Consider the following 26,745-nt stretch of genomic DNA (forward strand, 5'->3'; position numbering starts at 1 on the left):
AGGAATGTGCCTATGCAATCTCGGCCTTTATCTATAAAAAGGTTGAATCTCGGTGTGCTCGATATGGTACCGTTGCTGCCCGGTAACCGCCCGGAGCAGGCGGTTCGACGAGCTGGTGAACTAGCGAGACAGGCAGAAGCATGGGGATATACACGCTACTGGACCTCGGAGCACCATGATATGGAGGGGCTGGCTTCCTCCAGCCCGGAAGTGCTACTGTCTCATATCGGGGCGGTGACGAAGACAATCAAACTGGGTGCGGGTGCTATTTTGCTTCCGTATTATAGTCCAGTCAAGGTCGCGGAATGGTTTCATCTGCTGGCCGCTCTATATCCTGGCAGAGTGGAATTGGGCCTGGGGAGAGCACCTGGTGGTGGACCTCATGCTTCAATGGCACTGAGCGGTAATTTTCTTCAACATGTGACGGAGCTGCCACAGACGATGGAGGCTCTATTGGCTTTGCTGGAAGGCACATACGAATATGAACAGGTGCCAGTGTTTGCCCGGCCGATGCCTGAACAGCCGCCAACAGTGTGGATGCTGGGTACAAACCGGAAAAGTGCCGAATATGCCGCCCAGTATTCAACAGGCTATGTATTCGGTCAGTTTATGAGTGAACAGCAAACGGAAGAAATGCTAAGCATTTACCGCTCCAGCTTTCAGCCATCCAACCGGATGGACAAGCCACGTACCATGGTTGCTGTAGGAGCAGTATGTGCCTTGACGAATGAACTGGCGCAGCAATGGGCTGCTCAGATTTCATTGGGCGACCCGGCAATGCGAGCGAGCTGGCTAGTGGGAACGCCGTCGGATATTGCCGAACGGTTACGCGGCTTGCAGATTAAATATGATAATGATGAGTTTCTGTTGGTCACACCGATTCCCGATTATGAGCAGCGGCTTCACTCCTACCGTCTAATAGCGGAGGCTGTAAATTCTAGCCTTGATTCCAAATGAAAAGAGAAATGACATGAATAAACAGAAAACGAATATCGAAGAAATGAAACCAAGCTACATATATACCTATGCGTGTCATGAAACAGAGCGTGAGTTGTGTTTTTTGGAATTGAAATGCTTGTTCGGTCAGCCGCCCGTGCAGGATTCCATCCTGTTGTCCCATCGGCGGCTGGAGCCGGGGACGAGCCCGTTTATTCATCTTCGGCTGGATGTAATGACAGATGAGGGAACACTGGAAGAGCTATGCGAAGCAGCCTCTATGTTACAACTTGAGGAAGGAAAGACTTTCAAGGTGTTGTGCCTTAAAGAAGGTGACCATGAGGCCGACTATGAAGAGCGGCGCGGGATCGAACGCCGAATGGGTGCACGCATTCATGGCCAGGCGCAAATGAAGACACCGGATATCACCCTTGGTGTTATTCGGATAGGAGAACGGTGGCTACTGGGCACGTGTCAGTATAGCGACAGATCGTGGCAGGAGCGTCGTCAGAAGCCGCAAAATTATTCTACTGGACTACCCGTTCTGGTAGCTAGGGCACTTGTGAATTTGGCAGCAACTGATCTAACAGCAGCAAAGGGAGAGTCAGGCTCATTGAAACTGCTAGACCCGTGTTGTGGTATGGGCAATGTAATGATTGAGGCATTGAACATGGGGAAGGATATTCGCGGTTGTGACATCAACCCGTTGGCGGTGCGTGGGGCACGAGTGAATTTGCGTCATTTTGGATATGAAGAAGATCTAGTGAAGCTCGGGGATATGAATATGCTCGAAGGCACATACGATGCGGCCATATTGGATATGCCCTATAACCTGTGCTCCGTGCTCCCGGCTGATGAACAAAAGAAGATGCTGCGCAGTCTGAGACGCTTGGCCGCGCGGGCAGTGGTCGTGAGCACGGAGCCGATGGAAACATTGTTATCCGAGTCAGGTTGGACCCTTACGGAGCAATGCCGCATACATAAGACAGGTATGAGTCGGGAGATCTGGATCTGTAAGTAGTGTGTTAATACTGAGTTTTATAGTTAACCAAATTCAGCGGCAGTTCCTGATCAGCGGCATAGGCATTCAAATTAGTAAGAAAAATATCTACCGCCCGTTCGGCGTATCGGTCCGTATCGCCTGCAATATGCGGTGTGATCAAAACATGGTCCAGACTCCATAGTGGATGTGACGGGGGGAGTGGTTCTTCCTCGAATACATCCAGTCCGGCAAAGGCAATATGCTTTTGCTCCAAAGAGCGTACAAGCGCATCCGTATGAACGGTTCCACCGCGACCTACATTAATGAAGAAGGCTCCCTTACGCATAGCTGCAAATGCTTTTTCGTCAAAGAAGTGATGAGTCTCCTCGGTGAATGGCAATATATTTACCACGATATCCGCTGCTCCCAATGCATCGTGTAGTTGTTCGTTAGTATACATGTGCTCTACATGGGGAGCTTCCTTGCCAGAACGCCGGACTCCGATCACCCGCATGCCAAAGGTTTCTGCAATCCGCGCTGTTTCACGGCCAATCTCGCCAACGCCTGTAATCAACAGCGTTTTGCCACGTAATTCCGTCAGTTGGCCTTTCGGTGGCTGCCATGTTTTCTGACGTTGCAAGAGAGCTGCTTGCTGTAAATAACGTGTATGCGATAGCAGCATTCCAAAGATCTGCTCTGTAATTGGAATTGCATGCACACCACTCGTATTCGTGAGTAAAATGTTACGCTTCTCCAATTCGGTAAGCGGTAGCTTATCAATCCCAGCTGACCAGGTTTGTATCCACTTCAGCTTGCTGTCTGGATGTAATGCCTCTTCGGCAATATGCTTAGACCAGCCCAGAATAACCTCGGCCTCCCGGATTTGTTTAGACTCCAATTCCTGAGCTTTGTCAATAATCAACTCGTAGCCCGGAGTTACTGCACGAACTTGTTTTTTTTGCTCGTCCGTAAGTTGATGTAAGCTTAAAATGTTTCCCATAGTTCATAGCCTCCTCGATTTTTGATTCCTTGGAGTTTCCAATATATTCTGGCGAACCATCCTTTCAAGAATAACAGATTGCTGAAAAAATTGCATAAGAAGGATAAAAATGAGCTCGTGGTGTCACTATATATAACAACAAATGGCTTTACCCTGATTAGGGACAGTCCAAACAGCTGCTTTAGAGATATCCACAAATATCTATAGCAAAGGAGGTAAAGGTTGATGAAAGATGAATCGCAAAGACTTTTTACAGCTATTGCTCTCCCAAATGAGCACAAGAAGAACTTACGTCATTGGGTGGAGCAGGATTTGAATGATCTTTCTTTTCGCAAATGGGTTGATTTCAGAGATTACCACGTGACACTTCAGTTTTTGGGTGATGTGGAGACCTCGGTTATCCCGAAACTTGAGCAGGTTTTAGTTCAAGCGGCAGCTGAGCATCACCCGTTCACACTCGGCATTGGAGAAGCAGGTTTTTTTGGCCGTGAAGAATTTCCACGGGTACTCTGGAAAGGAGTGACTGGACAGCGAGAGTCGCTAGAGCAGCTATATCAGTCTATACTTCGTGTTACCAAACCGCTTGGTTTTAAACCTGAGGACAGACCCTATCGGCCTCATATCACCGTAGCACGTTCGTACACAGGGGGACAGCCCGTTCCGGCTTCTGTGTGGCAGCCAAATGACCGAAGCGGCGAGCCTTGGGAAGTGGGAGAATTTGTTTTATATGCAACACGATTAGGTCAAAAACCAATGTACCAAATAATTCAAACATTCCCATTAATGAGGCGAAACCCTTGATCTATCAGCGAATTTAGTGATATAGTGTTTCAGCGTTATTCAAAAAGCGCATTTTGGGTTACATATCTGAGGAATGTGCTTAAGTTAACGGGAGGAACATTATGGAAATCATTAAAGAACATCGTTGGTTTGCACCTCTTTTGAGTGTGCTGCTTGTTTGTATATTGGGGATAGGCCTCTACGCTGAGGTTCAGCAAACACAGAATAATCATAAAAATGCATCCATGCATTCTCTGAGCTGGTCAGGGAACTCTGCAGCTCCTACATATGGCGACAGGATGGGGACCCATAAAGGGTCTAACAGGACAAGCCCCATCTTTGTTGCTGCTCATGGGCAGCCAAGCTGGAAAGAAATCATGCCGACTCCGTTACCCGCTTCCCAGATGAAGCAGGCGGAACAAGCTCGGAATAACGTTGCTACAGGCAAGAAAAAGCCTGAGGTCCAGCATAGCAAGTCCGCAATCCTAACCCCTCCTACAACCATCTACTTTACGAAGACAAAAATGCTCACGCAGGATGACAAGGCGTTGTCTACCTGGAGCTACACCGTCTCCGCTAAAGAACTGCTCCTGCTGCAAAAAATAGTGATGGCAGAAGCAGAAGGCGAACCGTACGAAGGCAAAGTGGCAGTTGCCAACGTTGTCTTAAACCGGCTGCGGTCAGCCCCATTTCCCGATACGATTCAGGCAGTGATTTATCAAAAAGCGCAATTTAGTCCGGTCGCTAACGGGCGTCTTCGTCGTGTTCAGCCCAACCAGGACAGCATCCGTGCAGTTACTGCTGCTTTGAACGGCCATAAAGCCGTGCCTGATAACACCTGTTTTTTCCTGTCGCTTACGTTGGCCCAGGACCTTACGGTTCATCATTCCCGTACCAAGGTGAAAACTATCGGTCATCATACCTTTTATAAATAAAGGCACCCTTCTACAAATAACAGCCCTTTCTAAACAATAGGGTTCAGCTTAGTGAACGGATTTTGTGGTACAGGTGAAGCCAGTATGCAAAAGAGGTATAATAGGTAAAGGAAAGTAACCAAAATAATGAAAGTGACAAAGGAGGCGTAGATGATATGAAAATCACATATTATGGACATTCAGTTGTACTGGTAGAGGCAGAGGGGAAACGGATTATTATTGATCCTTTTTTGACGGGAAATCCGAAAGCAACCGTACAAGCCGAGGACATTCAGGTGGATGCCGTGTTGTTGACACACGGTCATGCCGATCATTTTGGAGATGCTGTTGAAATTGCCAAGCGCAATGATTGTCCAGTAATCGCGGTCGCGGAACTGGCTGAATATTGTTCGTCCTTGGGGGCCAAAGCTCACGGTATGAATCTGGGTGGGGGTCACCACTTTGACGGTTTCCATGTGAAATTCACACTTGCGTTCCACAGCTCATCTTTGACGGTGGACGGACAAACCATTTACATGGGAGAGCCGGCGGGGATTTTATTGACCATGGGAGGCCGAACCTTTTTCCATGCAGGGGATACTGGTCTGTTTGGCGACATGCGTCTCATTGGGGAGACTAACTCCATCGATGCTGCGGTATTGCCGATCGGAGATGGTTATACGATGGGACCTGAAGATGCATTGCTGGCAGCAAAATGGCTGCGTGCAAGCCGCGTAATACCGGTGCATTACAATACGTTCCCGGGTATTGAGCAGGACGGAGATGGCTTCTGTGATCGTCTGCACAAAGAAGGCATTGAAGGGAAAGCATTGAAGCCCGGCGAAAGTCTCGAATTTTAATACGGATATCTGATTTGTGTGAATACACTAGATTGTCTATAAACTTATCATATCTCCTTTGTCAGCCTTTTCTGTTCCTTAGAGGAATAGGAAAGGCTGTTTTTTTAAAAGTGAATATTTATACATAAAAATGAGATAAATTTGCATTGATACGTTGAAGCTGTAATGTAAAAGATTTATTATCACAATCATAAAAACTTTGAATTGCTAACATGATAGGTCAATGATAAAATGATAGAACTAATTAGATTCATCAGTGGAATCGACGTATTTTTCAAGTCAAGCCATTGCATAATTATTGAAAAACATACGCATTCGGTGGACCGTACCGCCTTGAATACGTCACATGTTTTGTCCCCCATTCCTCGTAGTTGTTCTTTGAGTTACCTCTTGTTGCCACTGTCTTCTATTCGGCCGCCTGTATTTCAGGCCAGCATGACTTTATAACAGAAAGGTTGCGTTCCATGAGACAGACAGGTTTACCACCCAAACAGGGACTATATGATCCCCAATTCGAAAAAGACGCCTGCGGCATGGGCTTTGTTGCCCACATCAAGGGAAAACCATCGCACGATATTGTAAGTCAGGCTTTGACCATGCTCGTGAATATGGAGCATCGGGGCGGTCAGGGAAGTGAACCAAACTCCGGTGACGGAGCAGGGATTATGATTCAGGTCCCTCATCTGTTTTTTCAAGAGGAAGCGGAGCGATTGGGCTTCAAATTGCCAAAGGCCGGACATTATGGCGTTGGTATGCTTTTTGTATCCAATGATCCAAAAGTTCGTGAGGTGCATGAGCAGAAGCTAAGAGATATCATCGTGGACGAAGGTCAAAATTGTTTGGGTTTTCGCGATGTTCCAACTTATGACGAAATGCTGGGTAAATCGGCAAAAGCAGCTAAACCGGGCGTGCGTCAGGTATTCATCGGCCGCAGTAGCGATTTGAAGGAAGAGTTGGACTTCGAACGGAAACTGTATGTCATTCGCAAACGTGCAGAGCTTGCTATTCGCTATAACCAAGAGGATGAGAACGGTGAGTCGTTCTATATTCCAAGTTTGTCCTGTCGCAAGGTTGTATACAAAGGAATGCTGACAACCGAGCAGGTAGGCAAATTTTATCTGGATTTGCAAGATGAGCGGGTGACATCAGCGATCGCGCTGGTCCATTCCCGTTTTAGTACGAATACGTTCCCGAGCTGGGATCGTGCGCATCCTTATCGTTTTATGATTCACAACGGTGAAATTAATACGATGCGCGGCAACGTGAACTGGATGCATGCTCGCCAGGCGCAGTTTGAAAGCGAAGCGTTTGGCGGAGATATCAAGAAGGTAAAACCCGTTATTAACCCAGATGGCTCGGATACAGCCATGTTTGATAATACGCTGGAGTTTCTGTATCTGAGCGGACGTTCCCTTCCTCATGTAGCCATGATGATGGTGCCGGAGCCTTGGAACAAGCATGAAACCATGGACCCGAAGAAGCGGGCATTTTATGAATATCACAGCACTATGATGGAACCGTGGGACGGACCTGCTGCAATGGCATTTACAGACGGTATCCAAATCGGAGCAATTCTCGACCGCAACGGTCTGCGTCCTGCACGTTACTATGTGACCAAGGACGATTTGATCGCACTGTCTTCAGAGGCGGGTGTATTGGATATTGCTCCTGAAAATGTGCTCTATAAGGATCGTCTCCGTCCAGGTCGTATGCTGTTGGTTGATACCCAAGAAGGCCGTATCGTTTCTGACGAAGAGTTAAAGGAACGTATCGCTTCCGAGGAACCTTATCAGCAGTGGCTGGATGAGCATTTGATTGATCTGGATGATCTGCCGGAAGCACTGGAGCAGCCAGAGCCGAAACATGAAAATGTAAATCAGCTGCAGCTCGCATTTGGTTATACGTTTGAAGAACTGCGCAAACTTCTGGAGCCGATGGCACTTACAGGTGCGGAACCGATTGGCTCAATGGGGTACGATGCTCCACTGGCGGTATTATCTGACCGTCCGCAACGTTTGTACAATTACTTTAAACAAATGTTTGCCCAAGTCACGAACCCGCCAATTGACGCCATTCGTGAAGAGATTGTAACGTCAACCGCAACTACGATTGGACCAGAGCGCAATTTACTGCACCCGGAACCGGAGAGCTGTCGTCAAATTCGGTTGGATTCGCCGGTGTTGTCAAATGAAGAGTTTGCCAAAATTCGTCACGTACATCGTCCAGGCTTCAAATCCATGACGATTCCGATTTTCTTTGAAGCGAAGGAAGGTGCTGAGGGCTTACGCAAGGCGCTGGAAGGATTGTTTGAGGCGGCTGACCGTGTCATTGACAAAGGTCATAACATCCTGATTTTGTCCGACCGTGGAGTGGATGCGGAGAATGCAGCCATTCCGGCGTTGCTAGCTGTTTCCAGCCTGCATCACCATCTGATTAAACAGGGTACGCGCACACGTGTAAGTATTTTGCTGGAGTCCGGCGAGCCAAGGGATGTTCACCATTATGCGGTGTTGCTTGGCTACGGTGTGAGTGCAGTTAATCCGTATCTGGCTTTTGAAACGCTGGATGTCATGATTCAGCAGGGTTTGCTGCGCGGCATCTCGCACGAAAAAGCAGTTAAAAATTATATTAAAGCGGCAACGAAGGGTGTCGTTAAAATATTGTCCAAAATGGGTATTTCCACAATTCAGTCGTACCGTGGGGCGCAAATTTTTGAGGCCGTAGGTTTAAAACAGGATTTTGTTGATCGTTATTTCACCTGGACACCTTCCCGCATTGGCGGTATTGGTCTGGAGGAAGTGACTATCGAAGCGCTGGTTCATCATAACCGTGCTTTTACCGACAAGGACGGCAACGACAAAGTGCTGGATTCGGGCGGCGAATATCAATGGCGTAACGATGGGGAAGAGCATTTGTTTAACCCGCAAACGGTGCATTTGCTCCAGCAGTCGGTACGCTCGGGAGACTACGAGCTTTACAAGAAGTACGCCAAGCTGGTACAGGGTGAATCTGAACAGTATTTGACGATTCGCTCCATGCTTCAATTGAAGCCTGCTGGTGAGCCTGTGCCGCTGGATGAAGTGGAATCGGCTGCATCCATTATGCGTCGCTTCAAGACAGGGGCCATGTCCTTTGGCTCAATCAGTCAGGAAGCGCATGAAGATATGGCGATTGCGATGAATCGGATCGGTGGCAAGAGCAATACGGGTGAAGGTGGGGAGAACCCTGCACGTTTCATACCGGATGCCAATGGTGATTCTCGTCGCAGTTCGATTAAGCAGGTAGCATCGGGCCGATTCGGTGTAACATCGAATTACTTGGTGAATGCCGACGAAATTCAGATCAAAATGGCGCAAGGCGCGAAGCCGGGCGAAGGTGGACAACTGCCAGGACGTAAGGTGTACCCTTGGGTCGCTGAGGTCCGTGGTTCTACGCCAGGAGTAGGTTTGATTTCACCACCGCCGCATCATGATATTTATTCTATCGAGGATTTGGCAGAGCTCATCTATGATCTCAAAAACGCTAATCCGCGTGCTGACATTAACGTGAAACTGGTGTCAGAGGTAGGCGTAGGCACGATTGCTACAGGGGTAGCAAAAGGCCGTGCTGACATTATTCTGGTCAGCGGTTATGACGGTGGTACAGGCGCTTCTCCGCAAGGCTCCATTCGTCATGCGGGTATGCCTTGGGAGCTGGGTCTGGCGGAGACGCATCAGACGCTGATGTTAAACAACCTGCGCGACCGCGTGGTATTGGAGACAGACGGCAAGATGCTGTCTGGCCGCGATTTGGTAGTAGCTGCCCTGTTGGGCGCGGAAGAATACGGCTTCTCTACAGCGCCGCTCGTGGCGTTGGGCTGTATTATGATGCGGGTATGCCAAATGGACACATGTCCGGTTGGTGTGGCTACGCAGAATCCGGAGCTGCGCAAAAATTATATGGGCGATCCTGCCCATGTGGTGAATTTTATGCGTTTCATCGCAGAAGATGTCCGTGAAATTATGGCGGAATTGGGCTTCCGTACGATTCAGGAAATGATTGGACGTACGGATTGTCTAGATACTGTGAACGCCGATTCGCACTGGAAGAAGAAGGGTGTAGACCTGAGCTTGCTGTTGCATGTTCCTGAGTTGGAAGAAGGTAGTGTACGTTACCGCATACAACGCCAAAATCACGGTCTGGAAGAAACACTCGACATGCAGCAGCTCGTACCGATGGCTGCGAAAGCGCTGGAGAACGGAACGCCTGTTGAGGGTACCTTACCTATTACAAATGTGAATCGGGCGGTAGGGACGATTCTGGGCAGCGAGGTCACCCGTAAGTATGGAGCGGCGGGTCTGCCTGAGGATACGATTCGCTTTAACTTTATTGGATCGGCAGGTCAGAGCTTCGGGGCATTTATTCCGAAAGGCATCACGTTGAGCGTGGAAGGCGATAGCAATGACTATGTCGGTAAAGGGCTATCTGGCGGTAAGGTTATTGTGAAAAAGTCTCACAAAGCGACCTTTAAGGCAGAAGAGAACATTATTATCGGAAATACAGCCTTGTATGGAGCGACCAGCGGTGAAGCTTACATTAGCGGAATCGCAGGCGAGCGCTTTGCCGTTCGGAACTCCGGCGCACGTATTGTTGTTGAGGGCGTTGGAGATCATGGTTGCGAATATATGACAGGCGGACGTGTAGCTGTATTGGGTGGAACCGGACGAAATTTTGGAGCCGGAATGTCCGGAGGTATTGCATATGTCTATGACCCTGAGGGGACGTTCCTGAGCCGTTGTAATCTGGAAATGGTGTTGCTGGAAGGTGTGGAAGAACCTGCAGAAGCAGCGGAGTTGCGCGGCTTGATTCAACGCCATGTCACTTACACGGGTAGTGAAGCGGGACAACGTATTTTGGATGATTGGCAGACTGCGATTCAGCAGTTTGTACGAGTGATTCCAAAGGATTACAAGCGTATGGTTGAACAGATTCAAAAAGAAGAGGCAACTGGTTTGAGTGGAGATGAAGCTCTGTTGGCAGCATTTGAGGCCAATATGCGTGAATTAGCGCGTGCCGGGGGCTAAAATGTAGACTACAGATTCACTAAAAAAGGACTCGCTGAATACCGCTGTGATAATCACAGTGGTACCAGCAAGTCTTTTTTAGGTCTCTAAAATGTGATTTATTTCCTTGACAAACGTCATAAATTCTGACATTACCCCCAAAATGTTTTCCTGAAACGGTAAATATGTTATAAAAAGTACCAAATTTTTTGGAATGTAACCGTTTACGTAAGAGTTTATGTCTTGTTATTTATTTTTGGATTGGTTATGATTTTTTAGAGTACACAAACAAACCTAATATGCCCATCGTCCCTTCAAAACACAGAATAGGGTGACAGGATGAAGTTGAGGAAGTCAGCAGAAGACAAAATGATTTTTCTATACCGTTATGTATCACTATCTTTAACGTCACTTGTTTTTCTGTTCGAATCATCTAGATTAATCGTGTGGCAGAAGCTGTTACTGATTGGTTTTCTATTTTTATCCGTTACAGCATTTACTTGGATTTACCGTAAATACAGACTTCATGATATGGTATTGAAATGTAGCATTGCACTAGAAACAGCAGGGATCATTTTGTTGTTATTCCCGACCGGAGGGATAAATAGCCCGTTCAAATGGTATGTGATTACTCCCATGCTGGTAGCTTGTGCTCATCTATCTATGAGGTACAGCTGGACGCTCCTACTTTCTTATATCGGTCTGGTGCTTACATTTTGTTATATCTTTTTTACACCAGGTCAATATTTTTTGTGGGATCTTATATTGCAGAACATTAATTTGTTTCTGGTATTGATCGTAACCACGATGGCAATGCAGGTTATCGGCGTCATGAAGGACGAACTGAAGGTGGCTAAAGAACAAGCCAATGAGACGATGGATCATATCAAGTCGATTTACCACATCATGGAGACGACCAGCCATAATGAGGCATTAAATCTGGGTCAGGTCATCTCGGATTACACTGTCAAGCTAACCAAGCAGAGTCGTGCATTTTTCTGGCTGGATAGTCAGGAAGAGGATGCACCGGCAAGCAGCCAGACAGGCTGGACGGTGGAGGAGGAGGAGCAGCTATTCGAGGAACTGGAGAATTACCGGGAGGAGTTCAGGGAAGAGCGCGAACCATTTTTCAGACATCTGCCAGAATGGGGCGACTTTCTCATGATCACCGTACCGATGACGACCCGCTTTGTAGCGACGATTGGCCTCAAGTTGGGACCGGATCAAAGTTTGACAGGAAGACGCTGGCTCGTGCAACAACTGATATTCTTGGCTGAGCTGAGTGCTGTGTTTTTGGAGCGCTATGAGCTGGAGCGTATTGAGAATCAATTGATTGTGACGAATGAGCAGAACCGGATTGCAAATGAAATGCATGACAATGTTTCTCAAAGTCTTTTTGGTATTGTGTACGCAACGCATTCTCTCCGGCAAACCTGGTGTCATCAGCCAAAGGAGCAGGTGGAGGAGCAAATTGATCTAATTCAGCAATCTGCCAACCAGGCGGTTAGAGAGCTGAAAGGGGCGATTCATAGTCTAAGCTCGAAAAAAAGCGGAGGCTCAACTTGGTTAGGGACGGTGAAAAGTCATCTGCATACACTCTCCAAGCTGAACCATGTACAAATTGATTTTGACATTCATGGTGATCATTATTCACTTCCGTATTTGTACCAAAAGGCTTTGTTCCGCATCATTTCCGAAGCGGCGGGGAACGCAATCCGACATGGATTGGCCAAGCGAATTGATGTGAAGTTAAAATTGACGCCCCAAGTGATTAGACTGTCTATTCACGACGACGGAGTAGGGTTTGAGACGGCGAGAATGGTAGCAGGAGGTGAGGCGGTCAGTGCAGGCGGGGGCCTGGGCATGATGAATATGGAATATTTAGCTCAATCGATGGGAGGCGAATTTGATATTTCAAGTCGAATCGGAGAAGGAACACAGATCCGATTGTCCATTCCGGTAAATGCTTATGAATGAGGATTTTGCAAAATTCTCGAATAAAATGTGTGAACATTCTGCAATACAAAATCTGCGGTAACAATCGGATACATAGGGATTATGCAAATCCTGAACTGTAGACAGGAGGCCGAATCATGAAAATTGTCATTGTCGATGATCATCCTTTAGTACGGAAAGGACTCGCTGCGGTTATATCCATGCAGCCCAATGTTCAGTTTGCGGGAGAGGCCCAGAATCAACAGGAAGCACTTGTGGTGATTGAGGAAACGGATCCGGATCTGGTGCTGCTGGATTTGAAACTAGCTGATGAATCGGGGCTGGATATTATCAAGATAGCGCGCGGACGTGGTTTCAGAAGTAAATTTATTTTGCTGACCTCTTCCGCAACACGTGAAGACTTTCTGAAAGCAGAGGAAGCTTCCGTGGACGGTTATGTGCTTAAGGAAGCGTTGCCTGAGGAACTAATTTACGCGATTCATCTTGTCAACAAAGGACGCAAATATTATGATCCGGCTATTCTCGAAAACAAGCTGCGTGAAGATGCGGGCAATCTGACGGACGACCTGACGCCCAAGGAAAAGGAAGTGCTGGTCGAGTTGGGACAAGGAGCTTGCAATCGTGAAATTGCATCCCGATTATTTATCAGTGAGTTTACAGTCAAAAAGCATGTCAGTCAGATCTTGGCCAAGCTGCGGCTGGCGGATCGTACGCAGGCAGCATTGTATGCCAATGCCATTGGTCTGGCGAAGTACGAGCCAACAAACATTGTATGATGCGCTGACTCTATAAGCTGCGTTGCACTTTCATATGCGAGTGGAATGAAAAGCCTCAAAATCACCAATTTTTGTGATTTTGAGGCTTTTTTCGATTTCTTTTTCCATAATCGACAATGCATGGTACAAAAGTATACCATGCCGTATCCGAAAGTATACATTTCCCTCCCCCTGTAGTGAGGGAGAAAGTGCCATTCGGTTCCATGTCGTTCACAGAGCCAATTGTTACAATAAAGTCATACTTAAATATGAAGAGAAATTGTATAGGAGGGAGGATTTTTGTGGAGAAAACCATTTTGGATTATCTAGTCCTGATTAAAAGAAGATTGTGGCTGATTGCGATTTTTGTCATTTTCTCATGTGTAACAACATACTTTGTGAGCGACAATGTCGTGAAGCCAGTCTACTCCGCTTCAAGCCAACTGCTGGTTAATCATATTTCCGCCAAGCAGGGGAGCAACAATCTGAACGACGTCAACACAAGTCTTAATTTGGTGGAAAGCTACAAGCAAATTCTCACTTCACCTAAAATTATGGACGCTGTTGTAGCGACTCATCCCGAGTTCGGTTTGACACAGCAGAAGTTGGCAGAAAAGCTGCAGATTAAATCCTCGGATAAAAGTCAGGTTATCGGTTTGACGTTTGAGGCAGGGAGCTATCCACAGGCCGCAGCGGTTGTAAACGCGGTTACCCAGAAATTCGTACAGACGGTTCCGGGATTGATGGAATTGAATAATGTAAAAATTTTAAATGAAGCGGATCCTCAGGCCAATCCTGACCCGATTAATGGGAACCCGCTCATGAATATTGCGATTAGTTTTCTCGTATCGCTGATGATTGCATTGGGCACGATTGTGTTCCTGGAAAGCATTAACGGCACGCTGCGCTCGGAAAAAGAGGCAGACGCAGACATCGGTATTCCGGTAATTGCATCGATTCCAGTCATTCGCAAGAAGGACATCGATGGAGCAGCTGGAAATTCCAAAGAACGGGTAGGGGAGCGTAAATATGCTGCGATTGAATGACATGTTGATTACAGAAAGTAATCCATCATCGTATATCTCGGAATCATTTCGATCCCTCCGTACATACATTCGGCAGCAGGTGATTGGACAAAAGGACCGTGGGACGGTTCTATTGTTGACCTCGCCGGAAAGCGGAGCGGGTAAAACAACACTGCTCGCCAACATCGGAGTTTCTTTTGCACAAGAAGGCAAGAAGGTGGCTCTGGTGGATTGCAATCTGCATAAGCCAGCGCTGCACGAGATATTCGGAATGGAGAATACCGGAGGTCTATCGGCTTATTTGCGCGGTGGGGCTTCTTCCAAGTCTATCGTTAGGCATGGTGGCCTGGAGCTATCGGTTGTTCCCGGTGGAGACACCCTGTACAACGCAGCGGATCTGCTCGGTAGCGAACGTATGGCTGAGCTGCTGGAAGAGCTCAAACGTGAATATGACATCATCTTACTCGATTCAGCTCCGGCGCTGAATTATACGGATGCCCGCCTGATTGCAGGCTTGACAGATGGTGTGATTCTCGTTGCTAAACATGGTCGTACCAAACGGGAAGATCTGCGCAAAACAAAGCAACTCATGGAGCAGGCCAGTGCGACGCTGGTTGGAATTGTGATGAATCAGGTGAAGTAAGCAACACCAAAATTCGATGAAGCAAGGAGAATGAGTGCGATGACGAAAAGAGTGAAAAAGGCCATTATTCCAGCAGCAGGGTTAGGTACGCGCTTCCTCCCTGCCACCAAAGCGATGCCTAAGGAAATGCTTCCAATTATCAACAAGCCTACGATTCAATATATCGTGGAAGAAGCGATTGCTTCTGGTATTGAGGACATTATTATCGTTACGGGTAAAGGCAAACGTGCCATTGAGGACCACTTTGACAACGCATTTGAGCTGGAATCCAAACTGCTCGAGGACGGTAAGCTGAAGCTTCTGGAGGAAGTACAGCGTTCTTCGGGAGTGGAAATTCACTACATTCGCCAAAAAGAACCCAAAGGTCTTGGACATGCGGTATGGTGCGCAAGACGCTTTATCGGGGACGAGCCGTTTGGTGTGCTGCTGGGTGATGATATCGTAACAGGTCAGAAGCCTTGCCTGCGCCAGCTGATGGATCAGTATGAGGAAACTCAAAATTCGGTTATCGGTGTGCAGCGGGTACCGCAGGAATTTACGAACCGGTATGGCATCATTGAACCGGATCAGCAGGACGGACGCTTGTACCGAGTGAATAATTTTATAGAAAAACCGGCTCCAGGCACAGCGCCATCCGATTTGGCTATTATGGGTCGCTACGTGTTCTCACCGAAAATTTTCAAATATCTTGATCTTCAGGAAAAAGGAGCTGGCGGCGAAATTCAGTTGACGGATGCGATCCAAAAGCTGAATCAGAGTGAGCGTGTGTACGCCTATGATTTTGAAGGCACACGTTATGACGTAGGTGAGCGTCTTGGATATATTTTAACCACACTTGAATTTGCACTTGCCAGCGATGATTTGAAGTATCCGGTTATGGAGGCCATGAATGAATGGTTGAAAAAGACCGAGAAAGCAACCACGGCAGGTTGAGAGGGGGTACGTCAGCATGAGCATGGAAAATTTACCGGAGGACGGCGAGGCTGTCATGTCAGGTAAAGCGTTTTACATGCCATACGGAAATACACAAATTCAGGATAAAACGTCCTACCTGGTCACAAAACGCCTCCTTGATATGCTGCTGTCGTTCGTGGGCTTGATCGTCTTGCTTCCGCTTTTTGTAGTGGTAGGCGTTCTGATTAAGCTCGAAGACCCAAAGGGAAGCGTGTTTTTCAAGCAAACTCGGGTGGGCAAGAATGAGAAGTTATTCGATATGTATAAATTCCGTTCAATGGTGTCCAATGCTGAGGAACTGAAAAAGGACTTGATGGAGCTGAATGAAGTGAGCGGCGCCATGTTCAAAATTAAAAACGATCCTCGGATCACGAAAATTGGTAGTTTTCTGCGCAAGACGAGTATTGATGAGATTCCGCAGCTGTGGAACGTGTTGGTCGGCGACATGACTTTAGTCGGTCCGCGTCCGCCGTTGCCCAGCGAGGTCGAGCAATATTCCGATTATGATAAGCAACGCCTGATTGTAACACCAGGATGTACGGGTTACTGGCAGGTGAGCGCACGTAACAGTGTAGGCTTCGAAGAAATGGTGCAAATGGATTTGAAGTATATTCATGTACGCAATACGTGGCTCGATTTGAAAATCATCATGAAAACAGGCGTTAAAATGCTGTTCTCCAAGGATGCTTATTGATGGATGCATTCAAGCGATGTCCCGCAGTATCCGTCGTTATTTGCACCTATAACCGGGCGGATCTGCTGGAGAAAACGTTAATGTCCCTGCTGGAGCTGGAAGACCTCGCACTGGCTGAGATCATTGTGGTCGATAATCGGTCCACCGATCATACAGCGGCGACGATCAAAAGGTTCACTGTCGCACATGGTCAGAATATCCATCTCCGATATCATTATGAGCGAGAGCAAGGACTGTCTGCAGCTCGTAATGCAGGTATTACGTTATCAAGAGCGGAAGTCATTGCTTTTCTCGATGATGATGCAATTCCGTGTGTTACATGGTTGCAAACGATTATGTCAGCATTCGGGAACAATCCTGAGCTGACGGCTATGGGTGGGAAAATTGACCCTATGTTTGAGACGGAACGACCGGGTTGGCTGACAGGCCCGCTTGAACTGCCTTACACGATTATTGATCTGGGCAAAGCCATTCGTGAATATCCGTCGGGACTGAATCCATTTGGAGCGAATATGGCGATGCGTAAAACGGCTTTTGCCGCTGTTATGTTCCCGCTTCATCTAGGCAGAAAGGGAGATATCCTTCTATCTGGTGAAGAATCGTGGGTATTCGAGCAAATCCGTAAAAATGGTGGAACGATTATGTATCATCCACACATGTCTGTGGAACATTTTGTGCCGGCTTCACGGTTAACAAAAGAATGGATCATGAACCGCTACTATTGTCAGGGCATGTCTAACGCTGCTCAGGCCGTAGGTCTGCGCGGCAACGCGATGCTGATGGCGAAGACGGCAGCCAAAGTGTTATACATCACTTTGGATTCCCTGCTGGCGCGTAGTGAGGGCAGGAAGCTGTTGAACCGGTGCAGGCTTGAAAGTATCCGTGGGACGCTGGATACACTGCGCAACCGGAAAAGCGAGTCAGCTGCGGGGTGAAAGATGGAACATGAGTAACTATCCTTGGACTACTAGAATAAACACCATACAGCATGTTTTTATTTTTCTACTGGGCGCTCTTGCTGTAGGAATTGCGGCTACCTATCAGCCGGTGGTCAGTATTGCGGCGGTATGTTTACTGCTCTTGCTGGCTGTTTCTATCCATCATCCGGAGCGCATCAGCTATGCTGTTTTGCTAAGTACAGCAGTCTCAGTCGATTCTCTGTATCAGGGCGGCGTGTTCGGTATTGAGATTTTGTCATTGTACAAATTGGGCATTTTGGCTCTGCTGGTGCCGTGCATGCTTGTGTATGGCATACGTCTCAAGTTCAGCTATCCGGTCTGGGCATTGGTGATCATGCTGGGGATCACATTTGGATTTTCAGCATGGCTGCCTTTGTTAACGACCTCGATTGCCGTCAAGGCGTTCGTCGGTTTATCACTCCCTTTCTTTTTTTTACTGATCCAGTGGAAAAAGGATGTGGCAGAAAAGCATATCCGACTGATCAGTCTGTTGCCAATTATTAGTGTGGTCATTGGGCTGGGTTTGCAGGTTCTAGGGCTGCATTCGTTTACGGATGTGGAATTTACGGGCGCAGTCAGAGTACAAGGAGCGAATATACCGCCGCATCTGGCAATGCTCTCCTTTCTCGGAATTGCCGTCTCTCTAATTGAGGTCAAGCGCAAACCAAAGCAAGCCGCTTTTTATTACACAGTGTTGGCACTGAACTTTTTGATTCTGATCGCCACCGGTACACGTGGACCGATTCTGGCATTGTTATTAATATTTGCTGTGTATCTGTTTGATATTGCCCGTCAGTACCTCAAGGGGAAAGTCAATTATTTGCTACCGCTGGCCGGATCGTTTTTGGTTGCTCTGGGGGCGGTGGCCCTACAATGGAACAATTTAAAAAAACGCTCCTTCGAACGGGAGACCGATACAGGCATTGACCTGTCGGGACGCTCGGAGGCATGGGAATATTTTTTGAACAGAGTACATGATTACCCTTGGTCAGGGAGAGGTCTTGGCGCGGTAACGGTTGCGAACGACGGGACGTTATTCAATGGTTTCGTTGTACCGCATAATGAGTATATTCGCTTTTATTTTGACACGGGATATATCGGTTGCGGGCTATTAATGCTTTCATTGCTGATCGTGTTCGCTCTCATTTACCGGTCGCTTGCCAAGTCTATCAAACCTTATTTTGCAAGCTTAATTGCAGGCTTTTTGATCTACTCGTTTTCAGATAATACGTTGTCGACGGTTCAGATGATTATTCCATTTTGCTGGTATTTGAACGCGTTATACCAGACATCTACTCAAACCGATTTTCGCAAAGAGAAGTGATACGATGAGCAGAGTGAACATGTTCGATGTCAACTTTGATAATTATGATTTTAATGATCTACTCGAATTTATAGATACTTCTATTGAGCATCAGCGTCATTCCTACATTTTGACCTGTAATGTCGATCATGTGATCAAGCTTCGCAAGGATGATGAATTCCGCAAGGTGTATTCAGATGCCGGAGCTGTAGTGGCCGATGGGATGCCTATCATATGGGCGTCCAAGTTACTGAAAAAGCCCCTCAAACAAAAAGTGTCCGGGTCAGATTTGTTCACTCGGTTGGGAGAGGCTTTTGAGGATCGAGGCTATCGTTTATTTTTTCTGGGTGCAGCTGACGGTATTCCTGAGAAGGCTATGCTCAATCTCCAGGAATCTTATCCGAACATGAACGTGGTGGGCTGTTACTCTCCTTCTTATGGATTTGAGAAAAACGAAGAGGAGAACAGACACATTGTCCAATTGCTGCAAGAGGCTCGCCCGGACATCGTTTTTGTAGGTGTAGGCGCACCTAAACAGGAAAAATGGATTTACAGATATTATGAGACTTACCGCGCTCCGATTTCGATTGGGGTGGGAGCGACCTTTGATTTCCTGTCTGGAAATGTGAAAAGAGCACCGGAGCTGATGCAGAAGACGGGATTTGAATGGTTCTGGAGATTGTCTCAGGAGCCTAAACGATTGTGGAAAAGATATTTGATTGAGGATTCCCAATTTCTCGTTCTGCTGTTTAAGGAGATGTTCAAGCGGAAGCGGATGAAGGGAGGTCAGGGGTGAGAAACATGAGTCGGTTGGCAGATCAGCAGATTTCCGTTTGGCTAGGAAATCGGCGTGGAATCGGCATGATCGCCATGGGGTTGCTGGCTTGTATGCTGCCACTCGCCATCGGATTTGCCAGCGCCAAGATGAATCCCACCATGAGCCAGCAGGGAGCCATATTGCTGGCGCTCGTTTTTCCGGCCTTCCTGCTGGCGATCTTGCAATCCCGGCTACTGATTCCTTACACGCTGGCAGTATGGGCAGTAGGCCCGGAAATCCGCCGTATTGCGGATTGGTTGGAGGGAACGTATCACTCGGTTTCCTTGTTGAGCGTGGCACCGCTGCTGGTAAGCAGTATGTTGATTATTCCTGTGTTGCGAGGCATCCATCAGGCGGAAAAACCCTTGACCCGAATTGCTGTATTTTTCGGCATAGAATTGGCCTACGGAAGTGTCGTCGGGTTATTCAAAAATGGTATTGTTTTTGCTTATGATTTAGCCAATTATGTGGTTCCTTTGATCCTATTGCCATATTTTGCGATTAAGCCCATGAAAGCGAAGGAACTGGACCGACTGCTGTATTCATATGCCAACATTGCTGTTCTTGTGGCGATTTACGGCATTATTCAGTATTTGACAGTTCCTCCTTGGGATGCATTTTGGATGAATCATGTAGAAATGAATTCCATTGGTGTTCCAGAACCGCTTCAAATCAGAGTGTTTTCTTCTATGAACTCGCCCGGTCCCTGCGCTATTTTCCTGGCGATGGCACTTGTACCCATGCTAATGGAAAAACGGTGGCGTGGCACTTTGGGATGGATCGGAATTTTGCTGACGGTCGTTTGTCTTTTGATCACACTGGTACGTTCAGCCTGGCTAATTGCTTTCGTCATGTTGCTGGCTTATATTCTCAGTTCATCTTCCAAGGGCAAGTGGAAGACCTTGGTTCAACTAGCTGTCGTCGGTCTTCTTCTCTACATCATTGTTCCAAAACTTCCAGGAGCAGAGGGTTTGGTGGCTCGTATGCAGACGCTGACGGATATTCAACAGGATCATTCGTACAACGAGCGTTTGGATTTACTGCATACGATGCTTCCGGCGATTACTAGCAATCCAGTCGGGCAGGGGATCGGGAGTGTAGGAATCGGAACCAAGCTTGATAACGGCGGCGATCTCGGTGAACTTGGGATTATGGATAATGGATATATCGCCATTTTCCTCACCTTCGGTATTTTCGGAGCATTCTTTTTCTTCGGTGGTCTGTTCGTTATCCTCAAGCGCCTTCTCGCCCGTATTGCCGAACGAGATGCCAGTCAGCCTTATATCAGACTGGCGTTGGCTACGTGGGCCGGAGCTGTAGCCAGTCTCATATCAGATAATGGTTTCCCCGGTATGCGCGGCTATCTGATCTGGATGATGATCGGAATAGGACTGTGGGCAAAAGATGTCATCGCGGAAAGAAGGTAAAGGCTGTGCAAAACTTACAAGCATTATCCGCACCTGTCCGGACACTATGGTCCACAGTGATTCGGTTTGCCAAAAGCAAGGATAACAGCTCTGCAGCAGTAAAAACGATGATATTCAGTATGCTGATTCTCGTCGTGAACATGTTGACTGGTGTGCTAACGGCACGATTCCTGGGTCCTACTGGACGCGGGGAACAGACAGCGATGGTGAACTGGTCCCAATTTCTCGCCTTCTGCATGAGCTTCGGTGTCCCGTCTGCATTGATTTACAATGCCAAAAGGAAACCGGAGGAAACGGGCAAACTGTATGGTCTGGCCTTGCTACTAGCTACCATGTTTGGGGGCTTGGCGACACTCGTCGGAGTATTTCTAATTCCTTATTGGCTGCGCTCTTTTTCTTCATCGGTCATACTTTTCGCGCAGTGCTCTATGATGATGTGTCCGCTCATAGCGATTTCACAGATCAATAATGCATTACTTCAAGTTCGCTCGGAATATAAGCAGTACAATTTATTCCGGTATCTGGTACCGCTAAGTACGTTGCTGGGTCTGGCGATTCTGATCCTAACCGGAAATATGAATCCATACACCTCGGCATTGGCTTATTTATTGCCAGGCTTGCCGATTTATATCGGTGTCACGATACGAATGATTCGGCTGTACAAACCAAAGGTAAAGAACAGCTGGACGCAATTTAAAAATCTCTTTACCTACGGTATGGGGTCATACGGAAATGATCTCATGGGGCAGGTTTCCACTTATATTGATCAGATTTTGATTGCGGGTCTGCTCAGACCCGCTGATCTCGGTTTATATGCAGTAGCGGTCAGCTTGGCCAGGATGGTGAATGTATTTTCTACCTCGATCATTGTCGTGCTGTTTCCCAAAGCCTCTGGTCTGAATAAGGAAGAGGCGGTGGACATAACATTTCGGGCATTTCGAGTGACATCAACAGCAACCTTTCTGGCTGCGATGATGTTGATGCTGATTGCTCCGTTCGTATTTACATTGTTATATGGTCAAGAGTTTAAACAAGCGCTTACGGTATTCCGGTTCCTGGTGCTTGAGGTTGCTATCAGTGGAGGGACCATGGTGCTGGCACAACAATTTATGGCGTTGGGTAAGCCCAAACTGGTTACCATTCTACAGGGTGTCGGATTGGCGCTCGTCATTCCATTGCTGTCCATACTCGTGCCGAGATATGGATTGACGGGTGCAGGGATAGCAATGCTGTCTTCGGGGATTCTACGGTTCATTTTCATTTTATGTAATGTTAAATTCGTTCTAAAAATGAAGATTCCAAGACTGCTTATTTCCAAACAAGATTTTCAATGGCTCCGATCAACGATGTCACACTACATCCGGAAAAAGCCAGTTAACGGTTAGATAAAGAAGGAGGCACCCGCTAATGAACCACATGTCTAGCGTTCCCGCGGACAACCGGATATCCGTAGTTATTATCGCTCAGGATGATGGCACTCGAATCACAGCCGCCATTAAATCCTGCAAGCCCTTTGCGGACGATATCGTCGTCATTGACGGAGGGAGCAAGGACAATACGATTCAGGTAGCTGAATCCTTGGGCTGTCGGGTGTTTTCTAACCCGTGGCCTGGTTATGCCAAGCAGCGCATGTTTGGTGTTGAAAAAGCGGAATTTGATTGGATATTCCTGATTGATACGGACGAAGTAGTGGATGCAGAGTTGCTTGGAGACTTGTTGAAAGTAAAGGAAACGCTCCACGATCCAGCCAAAGCATATTCCGTATTTCGGATTGGCGATTTTCTCGGCAAATGGATGAATAAAGGCGAATATCTGGTTCGTTTGTACAATCGGCGTATTTATGGTATTACGAATAGTCTTGTTCATGAAATGCCGGATGTAGCCTCTTCCCAGATTGTCAATCTGGAGGGCGTGTTATGGCACTACGGCTTCCGCAGCATCAGTGATCATATGACCCGTTTTAATAAATATACAGATTTGGAAGCAGAGACGGCATTTAACAAAGGTAGATCCTTTCGGATTACCAGACTGTTGTGGCGGCCTCCTGCCCGCTTTGTGCAGAAGTATTTTGTCCAAGGCTTATACCGCAAGGGATTGGCGGGTTTTGCCGTAGCCGTTTTCTGGGTGATGTATGAGTTTCTCGTCTGCTTCAAGCATTATGAGCTAACCAAGCGGCGAAAAAAGATAGAAATCGTGGATGACGGACATACCGAGCAGAAAGGAGAAACCAGCTATGTCGTACAATAACGGATTTCGTATTGCGGCAACGGGGTTGAGCTGGCCGTCTTTGCAGCCAGGAGGCCTCAACACATATTTCCAATCGATCTGTGAGCAGCTTACGTTAGAGCGCAATACGTTGGATGCTCTAATCTGTAGTGACGAGCAGCCGCAAGCGCCCGACCGTATTCGGATTCATACGATTGGCAGCAAGCAGCAATCCATCTGGAAGCGCCGGGAGCTAATGCAAAAATATGCAGCAGAGTTGTTCGACAAGCAACCGATGGATATATTGTATTCCCATTTTGCTCCCTATAGTGTCGGGCCAGCGCTGGAGGCGAAAAAAAGAGGAATCCCGGTAGTTACCACCTTTCACGGACCGTGGACGGAGGAAATGAAGATTGAAGGACAGGGCATCAAGCATTTTCTAAAAACGACGTTGGCTAAATCCATTGAAATGAAGGCCTACGGTCTGTCGGATAAATTTATAGTGCTAAGCGAGACTTTTCGGGATATTTTGCATGAGCACTATAAGGTTCCACTCAGCAAAATTCACATTATTCCTGGTGCGGCGAATGTAGAAAGGTTCCACCCGGCAGAGGATCGGGGAGCAGTACGGGAGCGCCTGAATTTGCCGCAAAATGCGACGATTGTGCTAACCGTTCGTCGTCTTGTTAATCGAATGGGACTGCTACAGCTACTCGAAGCATGGCGACGAGTAACTGAGCGTCATCCTGATCATCTGTTGCTGATCGGTGGGAAGGGCCCTCTGATGGAGGAATTGGCTTCCAAGGTGGCGGAATACAATCTTCATAACCATGTAAGGCTGCTCGGTTATGTGTCGGATGAGGAGCTTCCACTGTACCATCAAGCATCGAATTTGTTCGTCGTACCTACACAGGCGCTGGAAGGTTTCGGTCTGATCACGGTGGAGGCAATGGCTTCGGGACTGCCAGTGCTGGCCACTCCTGTGGGCGGTAGCAAGGAAATTTTAAGAGGATTCCGTCCCGAGCTATTGTTCCAGGGAACGGACAGTGAAGCCATTGCTGAAGGGTTGCTGCGTGTGCTGGATCATCGTGAACTTCTACCGAATGCAAGGGAATGCCGGGACCATGTCCTGAGCAGATATACATGGGGACATGTAGCGGAGCAGGTGGAAGAGGTGTTCCAACAGGTTCTTGACAGAAAGGCGGCGGCGAAATGATGAGAGTAGCTTATATTGACCATACGGCAAGATGGAGCGGCGGTGAAGTCGCTTTGTATAACATACTGACGAATATCGGGGAACATATCGACCCGCTCGTTATTTTGGCAGAGGAGGGCGATTTGGCAGATCGGCTTCGGCAGCGTGATATTGATGTACGCATCGTTCCATTGGACGATTCGATTCGCAATCGGGGACGGAATGCCGTGAATCTAGGTGCGCCTGCAGCAGCTTTTCGTTTGCTGGCATACGGTAGAAAACTTGCGCCCTTGCTGCGTGAGGAAAAGGTCGTGTGCGTTCACACGAACTCGCTCAAGTCTGCACTGTATGGTACAGTAGCTGCCAAATCGGCGAAGCTGCCGTTGATCTGGCATATCCGTGACCACATCGGTCCGCCGTATCTGAAGCCGATTGTAGCCAAAGGGATTCGGCTGATGTCCCGCTTTTTGCCCAACGGAGTGATTGCCAATTCGAAATCCACGCTGAGTGCATTGGAGTTACCCCCGGACAAAAAGACGCTCGTCGTTTATTCTGCTTTTGCCAAAGCAATTACAGCACGTGACACGGCTGCGCATTCACGTGGTGATGACTCGTTTAACGTCGTATTGGTCGGCAGATTGGCGGAATGGAAGGGACAGCATATTTTACTGGAAGCGGCACGTTCCTTTTTACCGGATCAGCGCGTGAAATTCTGGCTGGCTGGAGATGCATTGTTCGGAGAAGAGGAATACAAGCAACGATTAGAGTCCACGATGCGCGAATACGGGTTGGCTAATGTCAATCTGCTGGGGCACGTCGATGACATTCAAGGCCTGATGCAGCGTTGTGATTTGCTGATTCATACCTCTATTACACCAGAACCATTCGGTCAGGTCATTATTGAAGGCATGGCTGCTGGTCTCCCAGTGATTGCTTCCAATGAGGGTGGACCCAAGGAAACGGTGGTACCCCATGAAACCGGGCTGCTTATTGAACCGGGTGACCCGGCTAAGCTGGAAGAAGCCATCCGCTGGATGTTGGAGCATCCACAGGAACGTCAGCAGATGGGTGAGAGAGGGATGGAACGGGTCAAGAAGCATTTTGTCATCGAGAACACAGTTAAGGATATAGTTCATTACTATAAGGGTTTGTTGGCAGGAGTCTGACCGACATTCGCGTTAAAGGATGATTCAGATGAAAATAGCGATAGCACACGATTACTTAATCCAAATGGGCGGAGCGGAAAGGGTAGTAGAGGTATTCCACGATATGTATCCGGAAGCTCCTATCTTCACAACGGTGTTCAGCGACGACCGCCTGTCGCGTAACTTGAAAGATGCGGATATTAGAGCCACTTGGCTACAAAAAGTCCCAGGAGTGAAGGCCAACTTCAAAGGAGTGCTGCCGCTATATCCCATCGCTATCCGTGATTTTGATTTTAGGGATTTCGATATTGTTTTAAGCTCCAGCAGTGCATTTATGAAAAGCATCCAGGTACCCAAACATACGTTTCACATTTGTTATTGTCACACACCGATGCGGTTTGCCTGGGATTACGATACATATATGGCCCGGCAGTCCAAATCCAACCTGCTCAAAAACATGCTAAAGCTGTACATGAACCGGTTGAAAACATGGGATGCCAAAACTTCGCGCAACGTAGACCAGTTTGTCGCCAACTCTTCGGTTGTTAAAAGAAGAATTTTGCACTATTACCAAAGGGATTCGGATGTCATTTTCCCACCTATTAATACATCCCGTTTTAAACGCGCTACAAACATCGGTGACTATTATCTGATCGTATCCCGATTGGTGTCCTACAAGCGCATCGATCTCGCGATCGAAGCATTCAAACGTAACGGTCTCAAGCTGCGCATTGTGGGTGAAGGACCGGATCGTAAACGACTCGAAGGTATGGCTGCCCCGAACATTGAGTTCCTCGGTAGGCTTGAGGATGAAGAGGTTAACAAGCTGATGGCAGAATGCCGAGCGCTCGTTTTTCCGGGTGAAGAGGACTTCGGTATTACGCCTTTGGAGGCGAATGCGGCCGGACGGCCTGTCATCGCTTTTCAGGGTGGGGGAGCGCTGGATACGATTGTTCCTCATGTGAACGGCGTATTTTTCCGCAAGCATCAAGTAGAGGATGTGCTAGAGGCCGTCGCAAAGGTCGAGCAGCATGCATGGAATGTGGACGATATCATTACCCATGCCCGCAAATTTGATGAAGATAACTTCAAGGATCAACTGAAAAAGTATGTAGAACAAGCCTATGTGAACTTTCTAAAAGGAGGATGAACG

General features: G+C 47.7%; 22 protein-coding genes. 21 read left to right on the top strand and 1 reads right to left on the bottom strand.

All coding sequences use genetic code 11. The features are described 5' to 3' along the window. Positions 1-12: 12 nt before the first annotated feature. On the top strand, positions 13-957 hold the full coding sequence (locus tag NSQ68_RS05815) for an MsnO8 family LLM class oxidoreductase (protein ID WP_342429081.1): 945 nt from the start codon (positions 13-15) through the stop codon (positions 955-957). A 13-nt stretch (positions 958-970) separates the two neighbouring features. After that, positions 971-1,957, top strand: coding sequence for a methyltransferase domain-containing protein (locus NSQ68_RS05820; protein WP_342428276.1), 987 nt, complete (start codon positions 971-973; stop codon positions 1,955-1,957). A gap of 4 nt (positions 1,958-1,961) precedes the next feature. Here the strand turns inward: NSQ68_RS05820 and NSQ68_RS05825 are convergent, their stop codons facing one another. Continuing rightward, the gene (locus NSQ68_RS05825; protein ID WP_342428277.1) at positions 1,962-2,918 is read right to left on the bottom strand and encodes a D-2-hydroxyacid dehydrogenase; all 957 of its coding nucleotides are present in this window, start codon (positions 2,916-2,918) and stop codon (positions 1,962-1,964) included. 225 nt (positions 2,919-3,143) lie between these two features. On the opposite strand from NSQ68_RS05825, the gene thpR reads away from it, so the two are divergent. From thpR to NSQ68_RS05920, 19 genes are all read left to right on the top strand, one after another. Next, a complete protein-coding gene (thpR, locus tag NSQ68_RS05830; protein WP_342428278.1) occupies positions 3,144-3,719 on the top strand; it encodes an RNA 2',3'-cyclic phosphodiesterase in 576 nt (191 codons plus the stop codon). Positions 3,720-3,820: 101 nt separating this feature from the next. Further along, positions 3,821-4,633 (top strand): cell wall hydrolase, encoded by an 813-nt coding sequence (locus NSQ68_RS05835; RefSeq protein ID WP_029516185.1) that lies wholly within the window; start codon positions 3,821-3,823, stop codon positions 4,631-4,633. Between the two features lie 155 nt (positions 4,634-4,788). Further along, positions 4,789-5,472, top strand: a complete 684-nt coding sequence (locus NSQ68_RS05840) for a metal-dependent hydrolase (RefSeq protein ID WP_342428279.1) — start codon at positions 4,789-4,791, stop codon at positions 5,470-5,472. Between the two features lie 464 nt (positions 5,473-5,936). After that, positions 5,937-10,535 (top strand): glutamate synthase large subunit, encoded by a 4,599-nt coding sequence (gene gltB / locus NSQ68_RS05845; protein ID WP_342428280.1) that lies wholly within the window; start codon positions 5,937-5,939, stop codon positions 10,533-10,535. A 318-nt stretch (positions 10,536-10,853) separates the two neighbouring features. Beyond that, positions 10,854-12,491, top strand: coding sequence for an ATP-binding protein (locus NSQ68_RS05850; protein WP_029516188.1), 1,638 nt, complete (start codon positions 10,854-10,856; stop codon positions 12,489-12,491). Between the two features lie 116 nt (positions 12,492-12,607). Beyond that, positions 12,608-13,246, top strand: coding sequence for a response regulator transcription factor (locus tag NSQ68_RS05855; protein WP_165144639.1), 639 nt, complete (start codon positions 12,608-12,610; stop codon positions 13,244-13,246). A gap of 281 nt (positions 13,247-13,527) precedes the next feature. Beyond that, positions 13,528-14,271 (top strand): Wzz/FepE/Etk N-terminal domain-containing protein, encoded by a 744-nt coding sequence (locus NSQ68_RS05860; RefSeq protein WP_342428281.1) that lies wholly within the window; start codon positions 13,528-13,530, stop codon positions 14,269-14,271. After that, the gene (locus NSQ68_RS05865) at positions 14,255-14,893 is read left to right on the top strand and encodes a CpsD/CapB family tyrosine-protein kinase (RefSeq protein ID WP_029516191.1); all 639 of its coding nucleotides are present in this window, start codon (positions 14,255-14,257) and stop codon (positions 14,891-14,893) included. Before NSQ68_RS05860 ends, NSQ68_RS05865 begins: the two co-directional genes overlap by 17 nt. 39 nt (positions 14,894-14,932) lie before the next feature. Beyond that, positions 14,933-15,826, top strand: a complete 894-nt coding sequence (gene galU / locus NSQ68_RS05870) for a UTP--glucose-1-phosphate uridylyltransferase GalU (protein WP_013309151.1) — start codon at positions 14,933-14,935, stop codon at positions 15,824-15,826. A 16-nt stretch (positions 15,827-15,842) separates the two neighbouring features. Further along, positions 15,843-16,541: a sugar transferase gene (locus NSQ68_RS05875; protein ID WP_013309152.1), complete on the top strand. Its 699-nt coding sequence runs from the start codon at positions 15,843-15,845 to the stop codon at positions 16,539-16,541. Then, complete coding sequence (locus NSQ68_RS05880) at positions 16,541-17,476, top strand: glycosyltransferase (protein WP_029516193.1); 936 nt, start codon at positions 16,541-16,543, stop codon at positions 17,474-17,476. The genes NSQ68_RS05875 and NSQ68_RS05880 overlap by 1 nt, the downstream gene beginning before the upstream one ends. 10 nt (positions 17,477-17,486) lie before the next feature. Further along, positions 17,487-18,824: an O-antigen ligase family protein gene (locus NSQ68_RS05885; protein WP_342428282.1), complete on the top strand. Its 1,338-nt coding sequence runs from the start codon at positions 17,487-17,489 to the stop codon at positions 18,822-18,824. A gap of 4 nt (positions 18,825-18,828) precedes the next feature. Further along, on the top strand, positions 18,829-19,599 hold the full coding sequence (locus NSQ68_RS05890) for a WecB/TagA/CpsF family glycosyltransferase (RefSeq protein ID WP_013309155.1): 771 nt from the start codon (positions 18,829-18,831) through the stop codon (positions 19,597-19,599). 5 nt (positions 19,600-19,604) lie between these two features. After that, complete coding sequence (locus NSQ68_RS05895; RefSeq protein ID WP_342428283.1) at positions 19,605-21,047, top strand: O-antigen ligase family protein; 1,443 nt, start codon at positions 19,605-19,607, stop codon at positions 21,045-21,047. A gap of 5 nt (positions 21,048-21,052) precedes the next feature. After that, entirely contained in the window at positions 21,053-22,432 is a 1,380-nt protein-coding gene (locus tag NSQ68_RS05900; protein ID WP_029516196.1) for an oligosaccharide flippase family protein, read from the top strand. 22 nt (positions 22,433-22,454) lie between these two features. Then, a complete protein-coding gene (locus NSQ68_RS05905) occupies positions 22,455-23,294 on the top strand; it encodes a glycosyltransferase family 2 protein (protein ID WP_023987421.1) in 840 nt (279 codons plus the stop codon). Then, positions 23,281-24,468: a glycosyltransferase family 4 protein gene (locus NSQ68_RS05910; protein ID WP_342428284.1), complete on the top strand. Its 1,188-nt coding sequence runs from the start codon at positions 23,281-23,283 to the stop codon at positions 24,466-24,468. The genes NSQ68_RS05905 and NSQ68_RS05910 overlap by 14 nt, the downstream gene beginning before the upstream one ends. Beyond that, positions 24,465-25,613 carry a glycosyltransferase family 4 protein gene (locus NSQ68_RS05915; RefSeq protein WP_029516198.1) on the top strand — a complete coding sequence of 383 codons (1,149 nt, stop codon included), beginning with the start codon at positions 24,465-24,467 and terminating at the stop codon, positions 25,611-25,613. The genes NSQ68_RS05910 and NSQ68_RS05915 overlap by 4 nt, the downstream gene beginning before the upstream one ends. A 28-nt stretch (positions 25,614-25,641) precedes the next feature. Beyond that, positions 25,642-26,742 carry a glycosyltransferase gene (locus NSQ68_RS05920; protein ID WP_029516199.1) on the top strand — a complete coding sequence of 367 codons (1,101 nt, stop codon included), beginning with the start codon at positions 25,642-25,644 and terminating at the stop codon, positions 26,740-26,742. The last annotated feature ends 3 nt before the right edge of the window (positions 26,743-26,745 follow it).

It is taken from the genome of Paenibacillus sp. FSL L8-0158, from assembly GCF_038592965.1.
In the GTDB taxonomy this organism is placed as follows: domain Bacteria; phylum Bacillota; class Bacilli; order Paenibacillales; family Paenibacillaceae; genus Paenibacillus; species Paenibacillus polymyxa_D.